The following is a 23,102-nucleotide window of genomic DNA, read 5'->3' as shown; positions in this document are numbered from 1 at the left end:
TCGGCCGGCGTTGAGACGCGTTTCATCAGCATACCGCAGTTCGTATCGAACAAAGATGTTGGTCTAGCTACTAAAGCTCAACCTCAGTCTAGGCACGATGGACACGATCTGTAGCTTCGGTGCTAGCACCTGTGAGCGCCTGTTCCAGCTCTACAGTAACTGTTTGCAGTTCGGTTTTCGTTAATACATACGATAGATAGTTTATTTGCGCTTCGCTAGCTAAGTTAGCGCGCAATATAACAGCACCCTGTTGCGCTCCGACCGGGATCCGGTCGGAGCGCAACAGGGGAAGGTGGCCACTGATCGGTGTACCCAGGCTCATCATTTACAATATTAAAATGAAGCTAAATGCGACGAGATGCGATAGTCTACCTATTCTCAATAATACTGCGCTCTTGAACCAGCGTACATTAGCGCAGCACATCGCCAGGAAAATCACTTCAGCCGGAGGCTGGCTTTCATTTGCCCGCTACATGGAACTCGCGCTTTATACGCCTGGTGTAGGCTACTATACCGGTGGTTCTATTAAGTTCGGCCACTCTCCTAAGGATGGTAGTGACTTCATCACTGCTCCGGAACTCTCGCCACTGTTTGCCCAGGCTTTTGCTAAACCAATCGCCGAAATACTCAACGCTACTAGCACGCACCACGTAGTTGAATTAGGTGCTGGAACCGGTAAGTTTGCCGCTGGTCTACTGCGTGCGCTGGATACACTGGGTGTTAGGTGCTTACGGTACACTATTATAGAATTGTCCGGCGAATTACGTGCGCGTCAGCACAAGTATATTGCGAAAGCTGCACAGCAGTTTTCCTCTTGTGTTGAGTGGGTTGATGCATTGCCTAATCGCGTGGATGGCGTTATCATCGGCAATGAAGTGTTAGATGCCATGCCTGTGCGTCTATTCGCACGGCAGGATGGTCTCTGGCATGAACGCGGCGTTACTGTGGCAGATACGTGCCATTTCACGTTTGCCCACCGTCCTTTGGACACCATCGATATGCCACCCGAGCTCGCATATGTCCATGGACACCACAACTATGTAACTGAGACACACGAAGCAGCTTCCCAGTTCGTGTACACCGTCTGCGCAGCGCTCAGCTGTGGTGCAGCGCTATTCGTCGACTACGGTTTTCCAGCCGCTGAGTACTATCATCCGCAGCGCACGGAGGGCACGCTTATGTGCCACTATCGACACCGTACGCACGGCAACCCATTCCTCTACCTCGGCTTGCAGGACATCACCGCGCATGTGCAGTTCAGCGCTATAGAACAGGCAGCCCACGACGCGGGTGCAAATTTACTTGGATACACGTCACAATCGAATTTTCTAATGAACGCAGGTATTACAGACTTGCTTGCGCAACTAGATCCAGCTGACCCGGCTCGCTTCTTACCTGAAGCAAATGCGATACATAAGATACTATCGGAAGCAGAGATGGGTGAGCTATTTAAAGTGATCGCGTTTTGCCGTGGTTTTGATGCCGAACTCGGCGCGTTCGAAGTCGGCGACCGCTCTCATATGTTGTGACCCATAAACTCAGTCCGTCTATATTCCGCTGGCTGTTGACCGCCATCTTCATGATGAACCAACCAAAATTCTTAATAGAACCTAGTTCTAGCTTAGATTAGAATTGGACTTTGACCCGGTAACTGGATGGCGATCAGTCAGCACAGATGACGCATGCTATTTCTGCTTCATACTGATTTTATCAGGCTCTATTCACCCTCTACCGCGTCATACACGGCGAACAAGGTCTCTAGCACAATCGCGGCACCCGTTCGGGTGTGCTCTTCTGCTGATAATTTGCTTTTATGTGACTCGCGTGAGTGATAGATAGAGCTATATACTTATACTACAGAAACTGGCTATCTTGAAAAGATTAGAGCAGCATATGCTAGGAACCGCAGTTGCACAAGTATGCAACACGAGGAATTTCCACGCCAGTAACTACATAGACTAATTGAGCGCTGGATAGTACTATCCAGCGCTCCGCTGACTACTTGTATAGGGCGTGTTGAACATAACAATCATCAATCTGATGAAATACCATGAGCAACCTAACCAAACAAACCGTTCTTAGCATATATCACTGGACCGATACGCTATTCAGCTTCACTTGCATGCGTGATCCGGGATTTCGCTTTAATAGCGGTCAGTTCACGATGGTCGGTTTAGATATAAATGAAAAGCCACTGCTTCGTGCATATAGTTTAGCAAGTGCAAACTACGAGACAAATCTCGAATTTTTAAGTATTAAGGTGCCAGATGGCCCGCTTACATCACGGCTTCAGAATTTGAGGGTGGGTGATCTAGTCTATATCGGAAAAAAAACAACCGGGACATTGGTAGTCGATAACCTGCTGCCTGGGAAAACGCTTTGGCTTCTCTCTACTGGTACTGGCCTCGCTCCATTCATGTCGATTATTAAAGATCCCGACATCTACAATCGCTACGAGAAGATCATACTTACACATACCTGCCGTTTTGCCGACGAGCTCGCGTATCAAAAATACATTACGGTGCACTTACCAAATCATGAGTACATTGGTGAACTCATCCGCAATCAACTGATATATTTCCCGACCGTGACACGTGAGCCGTTCAAAAATCGTGGCCGTATTACCGATTTGATTAAAACAGGTGAATTGTTCGAACGGCTCAGTTTGCCGTCGTTCTCAGTTGATAACGATCGCATCATGCTGTGCGGCAGTCCGCGTATGCTGTGTGATACACGAAAACTACTCAATGATATAGGCTTTATCGAATATGGTAATTCAGCTTCAGGTCACTATGTGGTCGAGAAAGCCTTTCTTGGTTAACTGTTATCCCGTGAGAAAATCATCGCCAAATTTCTATCTGCTATAGCGGTGCATATTTAATGATGCAAACAACAGTCTCTACCTAGGGAAACGGGTATTTAGTAAACGGAGGCAAGACTGTGTCCTAGCCGATTCTCAAGAGCTGGACTTCCTTAGTGCGCTCTAATAAAACTAGAGGGTTCCAGCCTATGCCGTCTAGGTCTATCTAGATTACAGCGAATACAGTATCTCTCTTTAACAGAGAGAAACAGTACTGTAGAACCGGTTCCGCGCTCATTCCTAGCTATGAGTCCGGGAATACATCTCTCATTCAAACCATCGAGCTCTACAATCTGAAATATGATTAAATAGATGCTCAACTAGAACTCTGAGTTGCTGAGAGGCGCTACCAGCCTCCAGCATTAGAAGTAAGAAACAGATTTTCTGTGCAAACTTTTTTAGGTACTTTTTATACAAAATAGTGATATTAGTGATTTACATCAGAACCCGTTGCTTATTTATGCGATAGCCTAATAAGCTGAATTCTATCCATAAAAATGAGTTGTAGATACGCATTCTCGTTAATTCCAATGGTAGAAGAGTAATAGAGGGGTTCCAGCTTCTGCGCTTTTTGTCTCGGTACGTTATGACTTGTTTGTTCTTGATTGATCGGATCAGTGACGTGCGCGTATTATGCGCAATGTGGTGGGTCCATTATGTAACTATCAGTGCAGCTCCAATAAAGGAGAACTTGGATAGAGAGAATATAATAGAACATAAGAAACTTTCTAATAAATTAGAAATTTTTAATCATTGATTGAGTGCAAACTAGATTAGAAATATGTCGCAGTAAATTACTACAGCATATCTCGCAATAACTATTACATAGTCCGTTTAATAGTCTTGATTACATAAAAATAAACACGAGAGCTTCAATTTTTGAAAATCGTAATAGACCACTTTACCTCAATAGTGCAGATATTGAATTTGAGATGTAATTTATTACGCTGAACATACTCAACTTTATGGTTCCTGGAAATATAAAAAACATGCCATAATACTCTTTTTCATAGAAAAAATAATAAGCCGTTCACTTAATTGGTTATGATTATGTTAATAAGCTAACGATACTCTGATAGAGTAAAAACTCAGGTCATGCATTATCTAAACATTAGATTTAGCAGAGCTACTATAGTATTTATGAGATAAGTAGATAATTTTTTTATAAATCTGATCGAAACCTATATTTTTTCTTTTTCGAAAGCCTGTTGACTTATTTTGTAATCGGTGCCCAATAAAATCTAAAAATATTTATTATACTAATGTTTTGGAATTCGGAAAAGAAATCAAATTATTATGTAATATAATACATTTCCCTGAAATATAATTATATTCTTATCACTTAGCATCGCCGATTCTCCCGATCAAAAACAGATGTTAAGATAACAAGCTCGATAGATACGAAAGTAATACTTCTGCGGCTAAAAAGCTTGTCAACACAAATACAAACGTTACTACCCGTTAGTATTCAGCTATAGCTAAATACTTAGATATAGTAGAGACTATTGCTAAGAAATATATGCAGCTTGGCGCGCCTGGCTGGAATCGAACCAGCAACCCCTGCCTTCGGAGGGCAGTACTCTGTCCATTGAGCTACAGGCGCATTACGCTGAACAGCGCATAAGGGAGAACAAGTGCGCAAGCAATAGGAGATCCTATCGCAACTTAACTGTGTCGTCTATCTAATACGTGGAAATACTAGGTCTTGAGTGATTATGATCTCGAACTTAGGGTATTGAGATATACATTCTACTTTATCATATTCTCAGAGAATGGCAGTATAAAGTACTAGATTGGGTAGGCGCGCATTAATAACGGAAAAATCTATTGAATCTATCTTATCTCTTTGCACCTACCGTCGGTCGATGGTTATTAGAGGCTGCCCTGGTGAAATTATCGTTCACTAATACACTTTAGCAAATTAAAAAATCTCTCACTATGAAAAGAGAGTGTGAGCAAAGCTCATCGAAGATGTTGTCAAAAGTTCGCAGCAGCGAGATCGTGCTGATTATTTCCGCTTTACTCTCTTAGTTGTTATCATTGGACTCGAAGCAGTTCCGGCAATAACGATTTATTAAAAGAAACAATGATTTTTTAGAAAAGTGGGTTGCTCACTATATCGCATACCTATCTCAGGCGCAGCCTCTTATTTCATACTTACAATCGACAGACGCAGTGAAATACTTAATTTTCACGCAGAAAATCGTTCATTTAATTAACCAAGAGGGCTGCTAGCTATAGCTATTACAGCGGTCATCCTCTAAACAATACAGTAAATAAAATTCATAAACGAGTTTGAAAACCGCTATAGGTAAAATACTAACGATACCCCTCAGAAGATAGACTGTAGAGCACCCGTTGATCGACAACTATACGCATACTCTATTCATTTAACATATATATTCTGTATTAAGCGGCGGAACATATCGGCCAGAAACTACAACTCTCCATCATAGGCGCAGATGATAGCTCTGCAATACCCTGCTAGAAGATCGAGACTATAAATAAAAGACTAATACGCGAGATTCAGGCAAATCACCCTATCCTGGAAGGATAGCCTGATTACACAAAAACAGGCCAGTTTTTTGCTCAAAACAGTTTTTTGCTCAAAATAAAGACGAGATAAAATAGGCGGTCGCATTTAGCAATTACATCGCGATGCTGAACGCGTACCAGATAGTGGATCTTCGCCGATTGTATTCGGGTACCTTCAGAATTGAAGACAATAATAAGTCGATAGTGCAAATTCCTGTAGCTCGGATATTCGAGCGTGGAAGCTTTTCCACTCAAAAATGTGTGCAGGCAGCAACTAGCGCAAGTGCGCGTCTAGACTGCGCATCCACGACAACGCTATTAATTAACCACGGTCGTCTGGTGCGATATGCTAATACTCGTGACTATACGCGCGACCCAAAATAGCAGAACAGAAATCTTTGACTTATCTAGCTATAAGAATCATATAAATAGCGTTGTAGAAAAATTGTGCTGATTGACACAGCAGCGCACGGCGCGCAGAATGGTTGAATACTCTCTGGGAGAGTGTTCAACTTTTTCATAAGTTATAAGTTGTATTGCCGCTAAATAATCCTAGGTACTCAATCGAAAAACCGTGCACATATCCCGCTGATATGTGAAAAGCAAGTTACGTTGCACCATCTCTTTAAATCTGATGAAAAAGAGAGTTTACGTTTACATTTCGTCACCGCCAAGATTGCTTAAAATTTTCTGTATTTGCGCTGCCGAGAGCTTTTATGACCCAACTCAAGACAACTCCACTTAATACCGTCCACCGCGCGCTTCGTGCGCGTATGGTCGATTTTGGGGGCTGGGAAATGCCGGTGAACTATGGCTCTCAGGTTGATGAACACCATGCAGTACGAAGCGACGCTGGCATGTTTGATGTTTCACATATGTGCATTCTGGATATCACCGGTACTAGTGCACGGGCGTTCCTGCGAATAGCATTAGCTAATAATGTTGACAAGCTGAAAACCCCTGGTCGGGGTTTGTACTCGTGTATGCTAAATGAAAGCGGCGGAGTTATAGATGACCTGATTGTATACTACTTCGCTGACGAGATGTTCCGTATTGTAGTAAACGCCAGCACTGCAGATAAAGATATCAGCTGGCTGAGCCGGCTCAACGCGCAAGGTAGCTTTGGCGTCACACTCATGCCGCGAGATGACCTAGCAATCCTCGCCGTGCAAGGCCAAAACGCGGGGGAGAAAGTTTGGCGGGCCATACCGACGGCGCAACAGTTAGGGGCATCGCTCAACTATTTTCATGCCATACATGTCAAAAACACACCGTTCGGTACATTGATGATTGCCCGAACCGGCTATACCGGGGAAAACGGTTTTGAACTTATTGTCGAGTCTAGCCACATAACAGTGTTATGGAAGACGCTTTTAGCACATGGCGTCAGACCATGTGGTCTGGGTGCGCGCGATACGCTTCGGCTAGAGGCCGGCATGAATTTATATGGACAAGACATGGACGAAAACGTGTCGCCACTTGATGCCGGCCTCGCATGGACCGTCGATTTTTCTGAAAATCGGGATTTTGTCGGCAGCGCTGCCTTGCGCGCAAAAGGTCAACGTGCGGCGTTTATGGGATTGTTATTACATAAGAATCCGCAGGGTAATCCGGCAGGCATTCTACGTGCGCACCAGAAGATACTCACTGCGCACGGAAACGGCGAGATCACTAGCGGAACGTTTTCGCCATCATTGCAGCAATCCATTGCATTCGCGCGAGTTCCAACGAATGTGTCAGTCGGGGATACAGTACAAGTCGTAATCCGCGATAAGTTGTTGCCTGCGCGAATGGTTACACTTCCTTTTGTGCGCTACGGAAAACCTCTCATCTGATTGAGCCGTGCCATAGCTACACTGATTCATGGTCTAACGATATTAGGAGTCATTAATGAGCATTCCAGCTGGACTCAAATACACAGTATCCCATGAGTGGGTCCGCAAGGAAGACAATGGTACGCTGACCATTGGCATTACCGATCACGCCCAAGAATTGCTGGGTGACGTTGTATTCCTCGAACTCCCAGAGGTCGGTAAACATGTCGAAGCTGGTGACGCGATCGCAGTGATTGAGTCAGTCAAAGCGGCATCCGACATCTATACGCCGGTTGCCGGCAAGATCCTTAATTCCAATGACACATTGATTAGTACACCAAACCAGATCAACAACGATCCGTACGAATCTTGGTTGTTCAGTATCAAGCCAACAGATGCCGCTGCCATAGATAAACTACTTGACGCAGTCGCGTACAGCCAGGCGATCGGCGCCAGCTGATTAACTCTGACTAACTCTAGCGCGAGTTAGTGCTGGTTCCACGCGCTACAGCTGTGTAGGCCAAAAGATTTCGATATGCAGTTAAAACACCAGGGGCTACCTGATGAATCGTACTAATCGCCCCACGCTCTCCGAGCTTGAGCAGCGTAACGCTTTCGCTAAACGTCACATCGGGCTTAGCGCTGACGATCAGAAAAAAATGCTAGCAGTGCTTGGCTTTAACAACTGCGACGAGGTTATCAACGCAGTAATTCCGCCAAGCATCCAACGTCGCGACGATCTGCTGCTTGGTGACTTTACTGCGCCGTGCAGCGAAGCTGAAGCGCTCGCGCGACTGCAGGAGCTAGCCCGCCAAAACCAAGTGTTCCGCAGCTATATCGGCCAGGGCTATTATAGCACATATACACCTGCAGTAATTATGCGAAATGTGCTCGAGAACCCAGCCTGGTACACTTCCTATACACCATATCAGCCCGAAATATCGCAAGGCCGGCTCGAGGCTCTTCTTAATTTTCAGCAGATGGTGATCGATCTAACCGGGCTAGATACCGCCAATGCATCGCTGCTCGATGAAGGTACGGCAGCGGCCGAGGCTATGACGCTGCTACGGCGCGCGACTAAACCGAGCACGAATGTCTTTTACGTAGCCGACGATGTGCTACCGCAGACGGTTGAGGTTATTTATACGCGCGCACAATTGATAGGTATTGATGTGCGCGTCGGCCCTGCGGAAGCAGCAGCCCAAGCCGATGTGTTTGGCGCCCTACTCCAGTATCCGGGTGTCAACGGCGATGTGCGTGACTATCGTGATCTAGTCGCTGCAATTCATAAATCCGGTGCTCACGTAGTGGTTGCCGCCGATCTATTAGCACTGACACTACTAACGCCCCCTGGTGAATGGGGTGCAGATGTCGCAGTAGGCACTTCCCAGCGCTTTGGCGTGCCGCTTGGGTTCGGCGGCCCGCATGCTGCATATATTGCCGTATGTGACGCGTTTAAGCGTCAGATACCAGGGCGTCTTGTCGGCGTAACCATTGATACGCAGGGCAATCCTACGCTGCGGCTAGCATTGCAAACCCGAGAACAGCATATTCGTCGCGAGAAAGCGACTTCGAACATCTGTACCGCACAGGCCTTGCTAGCGATTATAGCTAGTATGTATGCAATCTATCATGGTCCTAGCGGTTTACGTCAGATAGCTCAGCGCGTGCACCGAATGACGGCGATGCTAGCGGCTGGTATACGGCGGCTTGGCTATGTGCTGGCAAATGAGACATTCTTCGATACTCTCACGATCCGGTCAGCTATACACACCGAAGTACTACATAAGACTGCATCTGCTCGGCGGATTAACTTACGCCAGATCGATGAGTCACATGTCGGCGTGTCGGTCGATGAGACGACAACGCGTTCAGATTTAGCCGATTTGCTCGCGCTGTTCGCCGAAGTCACCGGCATTCACGTTCAGCCAAGCACTGCGTATACGCAATGCGGCACATCACTAATGCTTAATATCGACGCGCTGGATGATAGCGTAGAAGACGCGCTGCCGAGCACATTATTGCGCCGTAGTGCATATCTGACACATCCAGTGTTCAACAATTACCACTCTGAGACAGAATTGCTGCGCTATCTGCGCCGGCTTTCTGATAAAGATCTTGCGCTAGATCGCACGATGATTCCGCTTGGTTCGTGTACGATGAAACTAAATGCCACATCGGAGATGTTACCCGTCACGTGGCCCGAATTCGCTCAGATCCATCCATTTGTACCTACTTCACAAACCGTCGGCTATCGCAAATTAATTGAGCAACTCGAGCAGATGTTAGTAGCATGTACGGGTTATGCTGCAGTATCGTTACAACCAAATTCTGGCTCACAAGGCGAGTATGCTGGATTGCTAATTATCCGCGCATATCACGCTTCGCGTGGCGAAGAGCATCGCAACGTTTGCCTGATCCCGGCATCAGCACATGGTACTAATCCAGCATCTGCTCAAATGGCCGGAATGCAAGTTGTGGTCGTTGCCTGCGATGTGCAGGGTAATGTCGACATTGAAGATCTCAAGATAAAAGTCTCGCGCCATACGGATAGACTGGCAGCAGTTATGCTCACCTATCCATCTACACATGGTGTGTTCGAACAAAACGTTCGGGAAATCTGCGAGATTATCCACGCGCATGGGGGGCAGGTGTACATCGACGGTGCTAATATGAATGCGATGGTAGGATTAACTGCTCCTGGGCAATTTGGTGGCGACATATCGCATCTAAATTTACATAAAACTTTTTGTATCCCGCATGGTGGCGGCGGTCCCGGAGTCGGGCCGGTCGCGGTAGCTGCTCACTTAGCACGCTTTCTACCGAACCAGCGCTCTGTAGGTTATGTACGCGAAGGTGTAGCGATACCAGTCGGTAATCCAGACGGAATTAGCGCGATTTCGTCAGCGCCGTACGGTTCGGCCGCTATCCTGCCAATCTCGTGGATGTATATTGCGATGATGGGTGCGCGCGGTCTCAAGTCAGCGACTGAGACCGCAATCCTAAGTGCAAATTATATTGCTAAGCGCCTAGCTCCATACTACCCAATACTATATTCTGGGGCTAGTGGCCTGATTGCGCATGAATGTATTCTCGACCTTCGGTTAATCAAAAATGTAAGCGGTATAACCGTTGAGGACGTTGCCAAAAGACTGATAGACTACGGTTTTCATGCCCCAACGATGAGTTTTCCAGTGGCCGGCACGTTGATGATTGAACCGACTGAGTCGGAATCCAAGTTAGAACTAGACCGTTTTATCGACGCGATGATCGCAATCCGCGACGAAATTCAGGCGATCGAGAAAAATCATGCTAGTCGTCGAGACGATAATCCACTTAAAAACGCACCACACACAGCCGCTATTGTTAGCGCCAACATATGGCCTTATACATACAGTCGTGAACAGGCTGCCTATCCGGTTCTATCACTTAAGACTAATAAGTACTGGCCACCTGTGGGACGCGCTGACAATGCGTATGGTGATCGTCATCTATTTTGCTCATGCGTTCCAGTCTCCGAATATCCATAATACTATTTATACGCAGATAATGCACAACTGCATGAACACATGCGCACTTAAATAAAAACCGTTATACAAACATTGCAATCATTTACTCCACTCGTCTCGTCTAGACATAGATAGTAGAGTGATATTAGGGTGACACAATGGCTATCATCGTATGTATTACGCGCATAAGCTAGTCAAACTCGACACCGCTAGTGATAAGAGAGGTGTGTCAACTAGTTTATCCGTAAGGAGGGGTGATGAGTAATCACAGCTATTACGGTCTAGAAATGATGTAGCAAGACTACAATCCGCGCTGATACAGTGCGGTGCAGCTTATTTTCTACTCTATTTCTGCGCCTAATATGTTGCTGCACGATCTTCATCAGTTCGTGCAGCAACGAGATCTTGAAATGCGATACAATATCATGGTCAAGAACCCGTGGATTATGGTGCCTTTCTATTTTGGGCTATCGAAAATAGCGCACCTCATTAGCCAGTCAGATGTACATTGATCGACAATAGACGCACTATTTTGGCAGGGAAGGTTATTGACCAGAATCAGGCTCGTAGCTATCGGATATGTATTACACTAATATAGTACCCGGGCTACCTCCCAGGTACTATATTAACCTCTTCGCTCATCTTCAGAATTCCGCTACGTCTTTTTATTTTTTCCCGAAAGATAAAGCATCATCCATGCTAGATATCTAGCGGATCTACTTCTACATTCCAGCGCAGCACTCTCTTTATTTTTCGCAACTGCAGCACCCAAGCACGCAGCGTATTTTGTAACGCAAATCGCGAAGCGCTTTCGAGCAATAGCTGTGCGCGGTGCACATGCATTACTTTGACGATGTTCATCGGCACTGGATCATAGTGCATCACGCACTCAGATCCAGGTATCTTGTCGAGTATCGAAGCAGCTTCATTGAGAAACTGCAGCGCATCATTTAAGCCATATGCCTCAGCACGCAGCAAAGCCTGAAAAATGAAGGGAGGTAGATGTGCGTCGCGTCGCTCAGCGAGTGCTGTTTCAGCAAAACCTATATAATCGTGGCGCGCTAACGCTAGATATAATGGATGCTGCGCATACTTGGTCTGGATCAACACTTCGCTTAGAGCACTCCTTCGCCCAGCTCGGCCTGAAACTTGCATTAACCGTGCAAAAAGTCGCTCTCCCGCGCGAAAATCATGCGAAAATAAAGCGGTATCTGAATTTAGAACGCCGACTAGCGTGACCCGTTGAAAGTCATGTCCCTTGGCAATCATCTGTGTACCGACCAGAATATCGACATCACCAGCGTGCATTTCTGTCAACAAAGCCTGTGTACTACCCTTGTGCTGCGTGCTATCCGCATCCATTCGTAACACTCGCGCACCAAGCACCGCTTTACTAAGCGCTTCCTCAATACGCTGCGTACCTTGGCCAAATGGCGCTAAGTCGATATTGCCACATGCCGGGCATGCCTGCGGGATGCAACTCTCCCCGCCACAGTGATGACATCGCATACGTTGATCGGGCTTGTGCAAAACTACATATGCGCTGCAGCGCTGGCAACCTATAACCCAGCCACACGCGTCGCAAGCTAGCACCGGCGCATAACCCCGTCGGTTTAGAAAAACTAGGCTCTGTTCACCGCGCACTAAACGCTCCCGCAAAGCCTTCACAAGAGATATCGACAACCCATCTGCACGATGGTGACCCGCCTGTTTTTCCAATGCCATATTAATTAGCTGGACTTTAGGCAACGCTGCATCTGCCACTGCTCGCCGAGATAACGCTAACCTTGTATAGCGTTGCTGGCAAGTATGCCACCATGTTTCCAGCGACGGAGTAGCTGAGCCAAGCACGACAGGGATGCTTAACTGCTTAGCACGCCATACCGCTAGATCTCGTGCAGAGTAGCGCAGTCCTTCTTGTTGCTTATAAGCAGCCTCATGTTCTTCATCGACGATAATCATCGCCAGCCGGGGCAACGAAGCTAGCACCGCCAAGCGTGTTCCTATTACTAGACGTGCATTAGCAGTATGTGCTGCCAGCCAATTTCGAGCTCGCTCGTCATCTGCCAGGTGACTATGTAGAGTCACCAAGGCGGTAGATGGCCAGTGCGAAAAACGCGCTCTGAACACCGATTCAAATTGCGGCGTTAGGTTAATCTCCGGTATCATAACCAGTGCCTGCGCATCAGGATGCCGATCAAATAAAGCGGCTAATCCGTGTAAATATACCTCAGTTTTTCCGCTACCGGTTACACCATGTAATACAAATGGCACGAAGCTGCGTGCTGCGTTAATCGCCTCGACCGCCGCACGCTGTTCGGCATTTAGATCAGGTACAGCATACTGGTCTAGTCTCGATAATATATTGATTGTAGATTGGCCGGATGACCGCGGCATATCATTTATCTTCTGTGCCTCGGCTGTGCTGCGCCACTGTATGTGGACCCATCCGCGCTTCTGCCATTGCTCGAGTTTCGCAATGGCTTTAGGGTAGATTAATCGAATATCGGCCACGCCCAGCGAATCTGACCGTAATAGTGCCTTGGCAAGTCGTCGTAACGCTAATGCACGAGTCGGTAGTGCGTTAGGCAACCTACTGCGTCCGGCCACCGTTAGCTGATAAACACGCTCTCGGGCGAATAATTTAGGCCAACGAGCAGCATTGCGCAATACCTGTGGTAATGCTGGCAACGCCACTTCTCCACGGCTTCGCTGATAGTAATCTGCAGCAAACGCAATCAATTGCAGCCAGTTCTCGTTTAACGGTGGACATTCAATGCACACGCTTTGAATGTCTCGTAAGCGATTTTGTGGCACGTCAGTAGTATTAGAAACTTCAATAACGAGTCCTACTGTTTGCTGACGACCAAATCGCACTTGTGCGAGCATACCAGGCATTGGCCGCAACGGTAGAGTCCAGCGATAGTCGTATAGTGTCGAAAGTGGATAGTCTAGTGCGACTCGGACGTAACGAAAAGGCATCAGTTGCATAAGTTATGTATTGTACGGCCAAAGTAGTCCAAGCCGGTGCACAGTCAGAGTAAAATATCTTATCTATTGCTAGACTATAAATTCATTACAACAATTTTAGTTGTTTGTTATCCTGTGTATAACTTTGTGTAAAAAAACTGTATTTACCCTTGCGAAATAGTTTCGCGATGCGCTTTTTTCAAAAATATAGAATAGCAGTGTATCCACTGAATATTATTATAATTCAATGACTTGTTAGAGTAATTTCTATGAAATACTACTGTTTTATATTAAAATTTACTAGCAGAAAAGATGGAGAAAAAATGTGTATAAATAGCCGTTGCCAGATATTGCTAAGTCATAATTACTACCATTTTTAGGGTACTGAGCCTCTCCGGACGATAGGCATCTACGTTTATAGCTTTACCAAAATAAACGGTAGCATTTTCTAATGCTTACACTTGTAGTGCTGCAACTACTAGTGCAGCGACTACCTGTTCTAGAGTAGCGCCCGTTAGTGCGAATCCGCATCAACAGAAGGTTAATTTGCGCAATTATATTAGTCGCATGATAAATATTGCATCGGTATCAGGAACAGAAGCTGGGCGACAGTCTGCGTCTAGTACAAACTAGGATGCGCGAAGCGATAAGCCACTTTTGAATATGTAGTTGAATTACTTAGCCCTACGCATTAATGGGTAGTTATGATATACAAACATGAAGTCGCCGAATGAAGTACATAGCAATCAATAGGCTGTAGCGTAACTTCAATCGCATAGTCAGTGGCTTGGCCACACTAAGGAAATCCCACTAGAACTAGTATGGTGGCTTTATACTTTGATAATACATTGGCCCCATTTCTATGGGCATCAATTATATCCTAGCATTCACGTAAAGAATTGCGGTATAGCACGCGTAAAAAGTATCATTGACGAGCTTATGAAACATAGTTCGCTCCGCCAAGAAAGAGTGTTATTTTAATAGATGATAGAAGAGTTCTACAAAATCGGGTAATAGCCGCCAAATTTTTTATAAAAAATTTGGATTATAGAAACAATTGACCTGGAGATAGCAATCTTAACATCGTTTCGATCATTGATCGAACTCGACACGTATGACGAATTTCTAAACTTTACCCGTAATTTTTATCCGGAAGTTCAATGCAAGTCGATAAATTTTTAAAATTTAGCTCATCACTACCGCTTAAAAAGAACAAAGACTAGTAATTTCATACAACCTTTATAGACATGCGTGACTATCAGTCCATCATAGTAATGATGTTTAGATTAATTCCCGCGACGACGACGTAGTTGTGCGATAGACGCGAGTTGAGCAGTAGCATAAGCTAGTTCGGCTCGTGCCGTAGCGTACTCGAGGTTCGAGCCGATATCCTGCAGCGCCTCCTCAGCGTGCTTACGAGCTAGCTCAGCTTTTGCCTCATCTAATTCTGCTCCACGGATTGCGGTATCTGCAAGCACCGTTACAGCGCTGGGTTGTACTTCGAGAATTCCGCCAGCAACAAACACGAACTGCTCATCGTCATTCTCATCCCAGATACGCACAGAGCCCGCGCGGATACGCGTAATAAGTGGCGTATGACCAGGCAGGATACCTAGCTCACCCGCTTCGCCCGGAAGTACAACGAATTTTGCGCGCATCGAAAAAATACTAGCTTCGGCACTCACGATATCTACCTTAACGGTTGCCATATCAACTCCTAGTTGGGCGCAGAAAATAACTGAGGTACAAGCCGGTGAATTTTGACTATCTAGGCGGTGCCTGTAACAGAAACGATTCTCCGATACAAATACTAGAACAATTACATCTTTTTTGCTTTCTCAAAAGCCTCTTCGATACTGCCTACCATGTAGAATGCCTGCTCTGGAACATGATCACACTCGCCATCAACGATCATCTTAAAACCTCGGATTGTTTCCTTCAGCGGTACATATTTGCCGGGCAGGCCTGTGAATACTTCTGCAACGTGGAATGGTTGTGACAGAAAGCGCTGGATCTTACGCGCACGTATTACCGTCAGCTTGTCGTCTGGAGATAATTCGTCCATCCCGAGAATGGCGATGATATCCCGCAGTTCCTTGAAGCGTTGCAGCGTCTGCTGAACGCTGCGTGTGATTTTATAGTGTTCCTCCCCAATTATATTGGGGTCGATTTGGCGTGACGTCGAATCTAGTGGATCGACTGCCGGGTAAATGCCAAGAGACGCGATGTCGCGCGACAAAACGATGGTGGCATCTAAGTGACCAAATGTAGTTGCCGGCGACGGATCGGTTAAGTCATCCGCAGGAACGTATACGGCCTGAACCGATGTAATCGAGCCTGTCTTCGTCGACGTAATACGCTCCTGCAGCTTACCCATTTCTTCGGCAAGCGTCGGCTGGTAACCTACCGCGGATGGCATCCGGCCTAACAGCGCTGACACTTCCGTGCCTGCTAACGTAAACCGGTAGATGTTATCGACGAAAAAGAGTACGTCGCGACCCTCATCACGGAAGTGCTCAGCTATCGTCAGACCCGTTAATGCTACACGCAGCCGATTACCCGGCGGCTCGTTCATCTGGCCATATACTAGCGCAACTTTGTCCAGGACGTTTGATTCTTTCATTTCATGATAAAAGTCATTCCCTTCGCGGGTACGCTCACCCACACCCGCGAAGACGGAGTAACCGCCGTGTTCCTTCGCGATATTATTGATCAACTCCATCATATTCACGGTTTTGCCTACACCAGCGCCGCCGAACAATCCCACCTTCCCGCCCTTAGCGAATGGGCAAACTAGATCGATTACTTTGATTCCAGTTTCAAGCAGCTCTGTTGATGGGGATAGTTCGTCGAATGCCGGTGCTTTTTGATGAATGGAACGTGTGTTCAGATGCGAGATGGGGCCTGCCTCATCGATTGGCTGGCCGAGCACGTTCATAATCCGACCAAGTGTCGATATACCGGTCGGTATAGTAATTGGGTTGCCTGTATTCTTCAGTATTAGTCCACGACGTAGACCTTCAGATGATCCCAGGCAAATCGTGCGCACAACGCCGTCGCCGAGCTGCTGCTGGACTTCGAGAATTAGATCGCCACCTTCCAAAATCAGTGCGTCATAAATCTTTGGCATCTGCCCACGAGAAAATTCCACATCGATAACGGCACCAATACACTGTACGATCTTGCCTTCTACTAAAGAAGTAGTACTCATCGCATTTCCTTTAGATACTTTATTCTTTCCCCGCGTACGGTTTGTAGTTCTCATCTTTTATTCGCGGTAAAGATCAGATCGCTGCTGCACCGCTAACGATCTCTGATAATTCTTTCGTAATCGCCGCCTGACGGCTCTTGTTATAGACTAGCTGCAGATCGTTAATTATCATCTTCGCATTGTCGGATGCCGCCTTCATAGCCACCATTCGAGCTGATTGCTCAGATGCCATGTTCTCAGCCACAGCCTGATACACCAGGACTTCTAGATAGTGAACTAGCAAATTATCAACCACTGACTGTGCATCAGGCTCATAGATATAGTCCCACGACAACTTAGGCGTTGTATTTTTATCTAGACGCTTGTCTAAATGTTGATTAGTGAGCGGTAATAGTTGCTCGATCACCGGCTTCTGTTTCATTGTATTGACAAAACGCGTATATACTAGATATACTTTTGAGTAGTTGTTTTCTAGATAATTGTCGATTTGTACCTTAATTGCGCCAATTAAATTCTCAAGGTGCGGGGTATCGCCTAAATTGACGGCCTGCGATACGATCTTTCCACCAAAGCGCCTTAAAAAAGCAAGACCCTTGCTGCCGATTGCGGTTGCCTCGACTTTCATATCCTGTGCATCGAGATCCTGATACTTTTGCGCGAATAAACGTAGTACGTTTGTATTCATTCCGCCACATAAACCTTTATCGGTTGTCACTAAAATGATCCCTGCCGTCTTCGCAGCAGTATTTGTTCCCATGAATGGATGGCGATATTCTGGACTCGATTTGCTCATATGTACGACAATATCACGAATCTTTTCGGCATACGGACGGGAAGATCGCATACGCTCTTGCGCTCGCCGCATTTTCGAAACAGCTACCATTTCCATTGCTTTAGTGATCTTACCAGTGTTCTGCACACTATTTATCTTGCTGCGGATTTCTTTTATGCCAGCCATTATTTACTCCTTGTCCGAAGGGGTGCGGTCTATCTTGACAGCGCACCATGACAGGTCAAGTTTTGTCTGCATTCCTAAAATATCAGTAAGAGCCGGAGTGTTTAAAATCTTTAATTGCTATATGAAGCGTAGCTTCATCGTCTTTCGCTAAATCCTTGTTGTCTTCAATGCGTTTGATTAGCGCAGCATAGTTAGTCTTTAGGAATTTGCCTAGACTCTGTTCAAATGCGAGAACGAATTTGACTTCTAGGTCATCTAGGTAACCGTTATTTGCGGTAAATAGTGCGACTGCAAGTTCCCAAATCTGCAGCGGCTGATATTGTGGTTGCTTAAGCATTTCCGTAACACGACGACCACGCTCTAGCTGTTTACGCGACGCTTCATCGAGATCCGACGCAAATTGAGAAAATGCTGCAAGTTCACGATACTGTGCTAAATCGGTACGTATACCGGCAGACAACTTTTTAATTACTTTCGTTTGCGCCGCTCCACCAACTCGCGACACAGAAATACCGACGTTGATCGCAGGACGAATACCAGCATTAAATAAATCGGTTTCTAGAAAGATTTGTCCATCAGTAATAGAGATAACATTAGTCGGCACAAACGCAGTTACGTCACCGGCCTGCGTCTCGATTACTGGTAACGCAGTTAATGATCCGCTTTTGCCCTTCACCGCACCATTCGTGAACTTCTCAACATATTCTTCAGACACGCGTGCTGCGCGCTCGAGTAAACGCGAGTGAAGATAAAATACATCACCAGGATAAGCTTCACGACCCGGCGGACGACGTAGCAATAGAGAAATTTGGCGGTACGCCCATGCTTGCTTAGTCAAGTCGTCATAGACGATTAACGCGTCCTGACCGCGATCACGGAAGTATTCGCCCATAGTGCAGCCAGCATACGGCGCGATAAATTGCATCGCAGCGGAATCAGAGGCTGAAGAAGCTACGACGATTGTATACTCCATCGCGCCGTGTTCTTCGAGCTTACGCACGACGTTTATAACCGACGATGCTTTCTGTCCGATCGCGACGTAGATGCATATAAGATTTTTACCCTTCTGATTGATAATTGCATCAATAGCTACAGCGGTCTTGCCAGTTTGGCGGTCGCCAATGATCAGTTCACGCTGGCCACGGCCAATCGGAACTATTGAATCAATCGACTTCAGCCCTGTCTGAACAGGCTCGGATACCGACTTACGCCAGATCACGCCTGGTGCTATTTTTTCAGTCACATCAGTAATCTGCGTATGCATCGGACCTTTGCCATCAATTGGGTTGCCTAGCGCATCAACAACGCGGCCAATTAATTCTGGACCGACCGGAACCTCGAGGATACGACCCGTGGTTTTTACTATATCGCCTTCGGAGATATTCTCGCATTCACCGAGAATCACTGCGCCAACTGAGTCGCGCTCTAGACTCAGTGCTAGGCCAAATGTATTTTTAGAAAACTCTAGCATTTCCCCTTGCATTACATCCGACAGACCGTGAACGCGAACAATACCGTCAGTCACAGAAATCACGGTTCCCTGATTATGAATGTCGGCATTAGTCTCTAGTCCCTGAATCCGGTTTTTAATTAGCTCGCTAATTTCAGAAGGGTTGAGTTGCATAATTGTTCCTGCTATTTAATTCTATTGCGTATTGCATTAGCTAGACGCGGATAGATCGCAATTTAGTTATGCGGTTAATGCTAATTGCATCGCTGCGAGCTGTGCCTGCACTGAGATATCAAGGACTTTATCGCCGATTGTCACGCGCAAGCCTCCAATTAGTTCAGGTTCGATCTTCACCGTTGGCCTCAACTTTCGGTGAAATTTACGCTCCAGCGCCGCAACTAGATTGTTCAGGGACTGATGGTCCGGTATAAAGGCGATCTTGATGATTACATCGTCCGTACCTTCCCGTTCATTTTTTAATGCATTTAATTGGGCAGAGATTTCAGGTAGTAACTGCACTCGGTGGTTTTGTACTAGAATCTGCACGAAGTTTTTTACAGCAGACGAGTCTTTTTCTGGCGACTTTAGCGCGGAAAGTAGCAGGTTAATAACTTGCTGGCGGCTGACGTTCGGGCTCGATGCAATCGAGAACACCCCAGGAAGACGAACAAACTCTGATAATTCCTCCACTAATGCAGGCCAGGCAATGCAATCGGTCGGTTCTAAGCTAAACAGCGCCTTAGCATACGGACGAGCGATAGTTGCTAGTTCGGCCATAGTTAAAGTTTTTCTTTTAGTTGGTTTAGAAATTCGGCGTGCGTATTCTGGTTAATTTCCCGCTTTAAGATCTGCTCGGCGCCCTTAATTGCTAAGGCAGCCACATCGTTTCGCAACATGTCACGGACTTTGACTACTTGTTGCTCGGCTTCTGCTTTCCCTGTCGCAATGATCCGTGCTGCTTCTGCTTGTGCGTTACACTTAATCTCATTAGCTACAAGCTGCGCGCACTTTTCCATTTCTGCGATGCGCTGCTGTCTTTCATTGCGCGCGCTGACTAATTCTTGGTTGATCTGCTTGCGTGCTGTTTCAAGTTCCATCTTTCCTTTATCGGCAGCGACTAAACCATCGGAAATCTTCTTTGAACGTTCGTCGAGTGCGCTGATCAGTGGTGGCCACACAAACTTCATGGTGAACCACGCGAGGACTAGGAATACGAGCATTTGCGCAATCAGGGTTGCGTTTAGATTCACAGTGTTTCCTTAACGATAGCTTTCTGGGGTTGACAGCAGGCGTGTTTTTTTAGAAAGCAGGAAATCTCATGCTAGTATTCTATAATACGCCGTGCGTGGTAACTAAAAATTTTAGATAGCGAGCTTAGACAGCAATGGGTTCGCAAACGCAAATAACATAGCCACACCAACACCGATTAAGAATGCGGCATCGATGAGGCCTGCAAGCAAGAACATTTTTGTCTGCAGCGGATTCATTAATTCTGGCTGGCGCGCGCATGCTTCGATGTACTTTCCGCCCATTAATGCGATACCGAGGCAGGCACCAATGGCACCCAGGCCGATGATAATACCGATAGCAATAACGGTTAGACCCTGGATGTTGGCGATGAAATCTTGCATTGTCACTCCTTTTAAAAAACTTTAGAATCGGAAATCTGAACTTGTTGGACGGGGAGGGTACTTTAGTGGGTGTTATGTACCTGACCAAGGTAAACGAGGGTCAACATCATAAAAATAAAAGCCTGTAACAACACAATTAGAATATGAAAGATTGCCCAAATACTGCCAACAAATACATGGCCAACAAAACCGAGAATTGTAGTATCTACACCAAAGCTCCAGATACTACCCAGTAGCGCGATTAGCAGGAACAGCAATTCGCCTGCATACATATTCCCAAACAACCGCATACCGAGCGAAACAATTTTCGCGATAAACTCGATAAGATTTAGTATAAGGTTAGGTAACCAAAGTAACGGGCTCGCGCCGAATGGCGCCAATATTAGTTCACGCACAAAGCCAAAAAGCCCTTTAATCTTTATGTTGTAGTACAACATCACAACAAGCACGCCGAGTGCGATACCTAGTGTGCCATTTAAGTCGGCAGTCGGCACCAGGTGATGATGTGAAATTTTGTTTGATAGGCCAGCCCATGCGATGATGCTGCTAGGTAAATCAACTGGAATAAAGTCCAGCGAATTCATTAACGCAACCCAGACGAATAAGGTCAACGCTAGAGGAGCGATAAAGCGTCGATTTCCATAGACGATTGTTTTAGACTGGTTCTCGACCATCTCGATCAGCATTTCAACCGCGCACTGGAAACGGCCCGGAACACCCAATGTTGCAGCGCGCGCAGCAGTTACCAGTATCAAAAGCATAACGATGCCCATTGCAATCGACCAGAACAGCGTGTCAATGTTGATAATTGAGAAATCGACGATAGAAGTTTGATGCTTCGTTGAGAAATTCTGCAAGTGATGCCGGATATACTCGGACGGATCCAGATGCGTTCCTGCACTAGTAGCCATGAAGTGTTAATCCAATAAATCTAAAACTCATTTTGCTAGGCGCATGACCCGACTACTTAGTGCGCCATCCTAGCGCAATCCAGGATATTTTTAGCGCAATAAAATAGGTGACAAGCAGCGCGAGCCAGTGGATATTCCAACCCAACATTGCGGTCGCAACAAATATTATGGCAGTCAATGCGATCTTAACCGATTCGCCTAGTATCCATGCACAAGAGCTTGCTGCCCTTCTATGCTTCTTCCCTATATATAAGGAAAAAAACGCACTTGGCACCCAGCATATCGCCCCGCCTAATATTGCGGATAGTGCAGCTTTACCCTGTAATCTTGTAAAGAGATACCACGCGAGCGCTGAAAGTAAAGATACAAGGATTTGTGCTGCAACAACTTTCGTTGGTGTGACACTATGTGAACTGCTCACCCGCCTCCCTAGCATGCGCTTAGAGGCTCATCAGATAAGCGGAGGACTATTGTGATCCTCCAGTTCATCCTCTTAACCATTGCTGACAGTTACCGTCCGGTTCCCTGTTTTACAGGGAGGACGGGTACTGTACTAAACGTAATCTGGCTGTTGCGTTTAGTACAGTACCCTAATTGTTATTAAAAATTTTTAGCAACTTGACTACGGTTGCGTTCGTTTTTTTAGAGATAAGGCAGCTTACAGCCTCGAGGAATTGTAAGTGATTGTTGCGGTATATTCAAGGCTTTATTACTCATGATACAAGCGCATCTAACCCGGAATTCAGCGATACACGGCACTGCATTCCGCAGATTTCTTGTTAAGCAGTAAAAGATCGATATTCGCATAGAGAACGTCTGCGCTATCACAATACGCAGCCCAGTGAAATGCAAACACGAAATGGAATCTCGGCACGTATGCAATTGCCTTCCGAACCTGCAGCGGCCAGCTAGTTATAGAGAGCAACGGGATTTCGCTCACAAGCTAAGTGTGATATCTCATCCTACTAACGATAGCGCCTAGTGCGGGCGACGATCAGGTATGTCGTTCTTTCTTATATTATCGACGTAGCGCAAAATGTAATGATGTATACAAGGAAGATATACCTCTGTAATGTAATATGCAGACGTTTCACAGGTTACCTAACGAGTCCAGGATATGTCCAGAATTAACCGTCAAAACCACGAAGGAATATCGCTCGCTAGACATCTCCATAGACAACAGCTCTAGTAGATAAAGTGATAAACGATTACACATAGCTCACTATCATTGGTGAGCTATGTTGATGAATCGG

Annotated in this window: 16 protein-coding genes and 1 tRNA gene; 5 read left to right on the top strand and 12 right to left on the bottom strand. The window is 46.2% G+C overall.

Going from position 1 to position 23,102, the window contains the following annotated elements; translation table 11 throughout:
• Nucleotides 1–88: 88 nt before the first annotated feature.
• Entirely contained in the window at nucleotides 89–325 is a 237-nt protein-coding gene (locus tag GJV44_RS00135) for a hypothetical protein (protein ID WP_226806510.1), read from the bottom strand.
• A 13-nt stretch (nucleotides 326–338) separates the two neighbouring features.
• Between GJV44_RS00135 and GJV44_RS00130 the strand changes: the two genes are divergently transcribed.
• Both GJV44_RS00130 and GJV44_RS00125 read left to right on the top strand, forming a co-directional pair.
• A complete protein-coding gene (locus GJV44_RS00130; RefSeq protein WP_226806509.1) occupies nucleotides 339–1,529 on the top strand; it encodes a class I SAM-dependent methyltransferase in 1,191 nt (396 codons plus the stop codon).
• 521 nt (nucleotides 1,530–2,050) lie between these two features.
• Nucleotides 2,051–2,821 carry a ferredoxin--NADP reductase gene (locus GJV44_RS00125; RefSeq protein WP_226806508.1) on the top strand — a complete coding sequence of 257 codons (771 nt, stop codon included), beginning with the start codon at nucleotides 2,051–2,053 and terminating at the stop codon, nucleotides 2,819–2,821.
• 1,566 nt (nucleotides 2,822–4,387) lie between these two features.
• Here GJV44_RS00125 and GJV44_RS00120 read toward each other — a convergent pair.
• Nucleotides 4,388–4,463 (bottom strand) — tRNA-Arg (locus tag GJV44_RS00120).
• 1,648 nt (nucleotides 4,464–6,111) lie between these two features.
• Between GJV44_RS00120 and gcvT the strand changes: the two genes are divergently transcribed.
• From gcvT to gcvP, 3 genes are all read left to right on the top strand, one after another.
• Nucleotides 6,112–7,230: a glycine cleavage system aminomethyltransferase GcvT gene (gene gcvT, locus GJV44_RS00115; RefSeq protein WP_226806507.1), complete on the top strand. Its 1,119-nt coding sequence runs from the start codon at nucleotides 6,112–6,114 to the stop codon at nucleotides 7,228–7,230.
• Between the two features lie 55 nt (nucleotides 7,231–7,285).
• Nucleotides 7,286–7,669 (top strand): glycine cleavage system protein GcvH, encoded by a 384-nt coding sequence (gene gcvH / locus GJV44_RS00110; RefSeq protein WP_226806506.1) that lies wholly within the window; start codon nucleotides 7,286–7,288, stop codon nucleotides 7,667–7,669.
• Between the two features lie 103 nt (nucleotides 7,670–7,772).
• A complete protein-coding gene (gene gcvP, locus GJV44_RS00105) occupies nucleotides 7,773–10,739 on the top strand; it encodes an aminomethyl-transferring glycine dehydrogenase (protein ID WP_226806505.1) in 2,967 nt (988 codons plus the stop codon).
• Between the two features lie 678 nt (nucleotides 10,740–11,417).
• Here the strand turns inward: gcvP and GJV44_RS00100 are convergent.
• The 10 genes from GJV44_RS00100 to GJV44_RS00055 all read right to left on the bottom strand — a co-directional run bounded on the left by GJV44_RS00100 (nucleotide 11,418) and on the right by GJV44_RS00055 (nucleotide 22,270).
• Nucleotides 11,418–13,700 carry a primosomal protein N' gene (locus GJV44_RS00100; RefSeq protein ID WP_226806504.1) on the bottom strand — a complete coding sequence of 761 codons (2,283 nt, stop codon included), beginning with the start codon at nucleotides 13,698–13,700 and terminating at the stop codon, nucleotides 11,418–11,420.
• A 1,274-nt stretch (nucleotides 13,701–14,974) separates the two neighbouring features.
• Nucleotides 14,975–15,397: a F0F1 ATP synthase subunit epsilon gene (locus GJV44_RS00095; RefSeq protein WP_226806503.1), complete on the bottom strand. Its 423-nt coding sequence runs from the start codon at nucleotides 15,395–15,397 to the stop codon at nucleotides 14,975–14,977.
• Between the two features lie 110 nt (nucleotides 15,398–15,507).
• Entirely contained in the window at nucleotides 15,508–16,899 is a 1,392-nt protein-coding gene (gene atpD, locus GJV44_RS00090) for a F0F1 ATP synthase subunit beta (RefSeq protein WP_226806502.1), read from the bottom strand.
• Nucleotides 16,900–16,972: 73 nt separating this feature from the next.
• A complete protein-coding gene (gene atpG / locus GJV44_RS00085; protein ID WP_226806501.1) occupies nucleotides 16,973–17,857 on the bottom strand; it encodes a F0F1 ATP synthase subunit gamma in 885 nt (294 codons plus the stop codon).
• 82 nt (nucleotides 17,858–17,939) lie between these two features.
• Complete coding sequence (gene atpA / locus GJV44_RS00080) at nucleotides 17,940–19,481, bottom strand: F0F1 ATP synthase subunit alpha (protein WP_226806500.1); 1,542 nt, start codon at nucleotides 19,479–19,481, stop codon at nucleotides 17,940–17,942.
• A gap of 66 nt (nucleotides 19,482–19,547) precedes the next feature.
• The gene (locus tag GJV44_RS00075; protein ID WP_226806499.1) at nucleotides 19,548–20,084 is read right to left on the bottom strand and encodes a F0F1 ATP synthase subunit delta; all 537 of its coding nucleotides are present in this window, start codon (nucleotides 20,082–20,084) and stop codon (nucleotides 19,548–19,550) included.
• A gap of 2 nt (nucleotides 20,085–20,086) precedes the next feature.
• Entirely contained in the window at nucleotides 20,087–20,557 is a 471-nt protein-coding gene (locus GJV44_RS00070; protein WP_226806498.1) for a F0F1 ATP synthase subunit B, read from the bottom strand.
• 111 nt (nucleotides 20,558–20,668) lie between these two features.
• The gene (gene atpE, locus GJV44_RS00065; RefSeq protein ID WP_226806497.1) at nucleotides 20,669–20,938 is read right to left on the bottom strand and encodes a F0F1 ATP synthase subunit C; all 270 of its coding nucleotides are present in this window, start codon (nucleotides 20,936–20,938) and stop codon (nucleotides 20,669–20,671) included.
• Nucleotides 20,939–21,000: 62 nt separating this feature from the next.
• The gene (gene atpB / locus GJV44_RS00060) at nucleotides 21,001–21,849 is read right to left on the bottom strand and encodes a F0F1 ATP synthase subunit A (RefSeq protein WP_226806496.1); all 849 of its coding nucleotides are present in this window, start codon (nucleotides 21,847–21,849) and stop codon (nucleotides 21,001–21,003) included.
• A gap of 52 nt (nucleotides 21,850–21,901) precedes the next feature.
• A complete protein-coding gene (locus GJV44_RS00055; RefSeq protein WP_226806495.1) occupies nucleotides 21,902–22,270 on the bottom strand; it encodes an ATP synthase subunit I in 369 nt (122 codons plus the stop codon).
• Nucleotides 22,271–23,102: the final 832 nt, after the last annotated feature.

Origin of the sequence: Candidatus Vallotiella adelgis, assembly GCF_020541305.1 — a bacterium.
Classification (GTDB): domain Bacteria; phylum Pseudomonadota; class Gammaproteobacteria; order Burkholderiales; family Burkholderiaceae; genus Mycetohabitans; species Mycetohabitans adelgis.
This window is presented reverse-complemented; position numbering and strand designations above follow the sequence as displayed.